Here is a 1,050-nt window from a genome sequence, read left to right on the forward strand (position 1 = left end):
CGTGCGACCGGTCGGTGACACGGAAAGTAAACTCCGGGTTTGTCCCCATCTCTCTCATACTTTTCAACTACTCGAAAAACGTCATGTCCTTCGACAAAGTTTCCCCCGGCAAGAACGTCCCCGAATCCTTCAACGTCGTGATCGAAATCCCGATGAACGCCGACCCGATCAAGTACGAAGTCGACAAGGAGTCGGGTGCGATTTTTGTCGACCGCTTCATGACGACGGCCATGTACTACCCGGCCAACTACGGCTATGTGCCGCAGACCCTGTCGGGCGACGGCGACCCGGTCGACGTGCTGGTGATTGCCCCGTATCCGCTGCTGCCGGGCGTGGTGGTGCCGTGCCGCCCCTTGGGCATCCTGATGATGGAAGACGAAGCAGGCGTCGACGGCAAGGTGCTCGCCGTGCCCACCGACAAGGTGCTGCCCATCTACAGCCACTGGAAGTCGGTCGACGACGTGAACCCGATGCGCCTGAAGGCCATCAGCCACTTCTTCGAGCACTACAAGGACCTGGAAGAAGGCAAGTGGGTCAAGGTGCTGGGCTGGGAAGGCATTGACGCGGCCAAGAAGGAAATCCTGGACGGCATCGCCAACTACAAGAAGTAACTTATTCGTTCTCGAAGGGCGAGCGGCGCGGGTCGCGCGCGAAGCTGCCGGCCAGCGATGGTGCGCAGCCCGGCGTGGCCGAGACGGTGACGCGGTCGGTGTCGAACTGGAGTGTGCGGGTGCAACGCCCGCCTTCCTGCACCACGAGGCGCCGTTGCCCGTCGAGTACGTTCTTGCCCTGCAGCAGCATGTTGCCGCGCGGGTCAGGGCAGATGTAGATCTGGATGTCCAGCGTGCCGCCCAGCTCGGGCGTCACGTCGAGGAAGCGTCCGTCCTTCGGGCATTGGCCTTCCACATAGCGGCCCATCCAATGCAGCAGCGGGTGACTCAGGTAGGTGATGCGCCGCTCGTAGTCCTGCTTGAGGCATTCGGTTTTGCCGCGGCACTCGCGGTTGCGCACGGTGATCCAGTCGCGCTGGTCGCGCCGCAGGAATGTGGG

The 1,050-nt window shown here is 62.4% G+C and carries 2 protein-coding genes; one reads left to right on the plus strand and one right to left on the minus strand.

Features of this window, described 5'->3' with window-relative positions:
* The first annotated feature begins 83 nt into the window (after positions 1 to 83).
* Positions 84 to 611 (plus strand): inorganic diphosphatase, encoded by a 528-nt coding sequence (gene ppa / locus ACSFA3_RS25830; RefSeq protein ID WP_435465351.1) that lies wholly within the window; start codon positions 84 to 86, stop codon positions 609 to 611.
* A 1-nt stretch (position 612) separates the two neighbouring features.
* On the opposite strand, the gene ACSFA3_RS25835 is transcribed toward ppa, so the two are convergent.
* Positions 613 to 1,050 (minus strand): lysozyme inhibitor LprI family protein (locus ACSFA3_RS25835; protein ID WP_435508162.1); only part of this gene is annotated, 438 nt, incomplete at its 5' end.

Source organism: Variovorax glucosi (assembly GCF_051216695.1).
In the GTDB taxonomy this organism is placed as follows: Bacteria; Pseudomonadota; Gammaproteobacteria; order Burkholderiales; family Burkholderiaceae_C; genus Variovorax.

What these genes read in the sequence shown, in the direction of transcription:
- ppa (WP_435465351.1), top strand. Translation starts at nt 84, where the DNA reads ATGTCCTTCGACAAAGTTTCCCCCGGCAAGAACGTCCCCGAATCCTTC.